Source organism: Micromonospora sp. D75, from assembly GCF_018070405.1.
In the GTDB taxonomy this organism is placed as follows: Bacteria; Actinomycetota; Actinomycetes; order Mycobacteriales; family Micromonosporaceae; genus Micromonospora; species Micromonospora chalcea.
In genome coordinates this window covers 1-1,284 of record NZ_JAGPXV010000996.1, presented here as the reverse complement: position 1 = coordinate 1,284, position 1,284 = coordinate 1, and the positions used below count along the sequence as shown (strand labels likewise).

The following is a 1,284-nucleotide window of genomic DNA, read 5'->3' as shown; positions in this document are numbered from 1 at the left end:
GGAGGAGGTGTTCGGCTCCGTCGGCGGCCAGCGCGCGGGCGACGTGTCCCCCGAGTGCCCCGGTGCCGCCGGTGATCAGCACCGTGCCACGCGGCGTCCAGGAACCGCGCGCACCGGTGTCGCCGTACGTCGCACGAACGAGCCGGCGGGCGTGGCCGCCGGTGCCGCGCAGGGCGATCTCGTCCTCCCGGCCGGTGCCGGCGATCAGCGTCCGGAGCATCCGCACGACGCCCTGGTCGGGCTGCTCGGGGAGGTCGACGAGCCCGCCCCACCGGTGCGGGTGCTCGGCGCGCAGCACGCTGCCGAAGCCCCACGCCATGGCCTGCACGGGGTCGACGTGCCGGTCACGGGATCCGACGGAGACCGCGCCGCGGGTGGCGATCCAGAGCCGGGCGGTGATCCCGGCGTCGCCGAGGGCCTGCGCGAGCGCGACCGTGGCGGCGAGGCCCGTCGGCACGGAGGCGGCCCCGGCGTACGGCCGGGTGTCGAGGGCCAGCAGGGAGAGTACGGGCAGCACGTCCCCGTCGCGGCCGGTCGACGCCTCGGCGAGTTCGTGGGCGAGGCGCTTGCGGTCGCACGTGGCGTCGACCTCGACGATCCGCCCGCCGGCGGCGCCGAGGGCGGCGGCCCAGTCCGTCACGGCCGCGTCGGCGTCGGCCGGTACGACGAGCAGGAAGTCGGTCGCCTCGGCGCGGGCGGCGTCGTCCGTGAGCGGCTGCCAGGCCACCCGGTAGCGCCAGGAGTCGAGGGCCGCCTCGGCGTCCCGGCGGCGTCGCCAGGTGGACAGCGCCGGCAGCACGTCCGCGAGGGGGGCGTCGGCGTCGACGGCCAGGCTCTCGGCGAGGGTCGTCAGGTCCTCCGCCTCGATCGCCCGCCAGAAGTCCTCGTCGGCGGCGGTACGCCGGGCGGCGGGGGGACGGTAGGACCGCGTCGTCGCATTGATCCAGTAACGTCGATGGTCGAAGGCGTACGTGGGCAGGTCGACCACACCCGGCCGGGCGCCGGTCTGACCGTGGTAGGCAGCCCAGTCGACCGGCACACCCGCCACCCACAACTGCCCCAAGGCCGCCGTCACCGCAGCGAGCTCCGACTGGTCCCGCCGCGACACCGGAACCCGCCGCACCCCGGCATCAGCGACGATCTCCGCCACCATCGCCGTCAACGTCGCATCCGGGCCGATCTCCAGGAACGTGTCCACCCCCTGTGCCCGCAACGCCGCCACCCCATCGGCGAACCGCACGGGCTGCCGCACGTGCCGCACCCAGTACTCCGGATCCACCAGCT

General features: G+C 75.9%; 1 pseudogene. It reads right to left on the bottom strand.

Features of this window, described 5'->3' with window-relative positions:
• Positions 1–1,284: pseudogene (locus KBX39_RS31435) on the bottom strand (polyketide synthase); the annotation flags it as partial.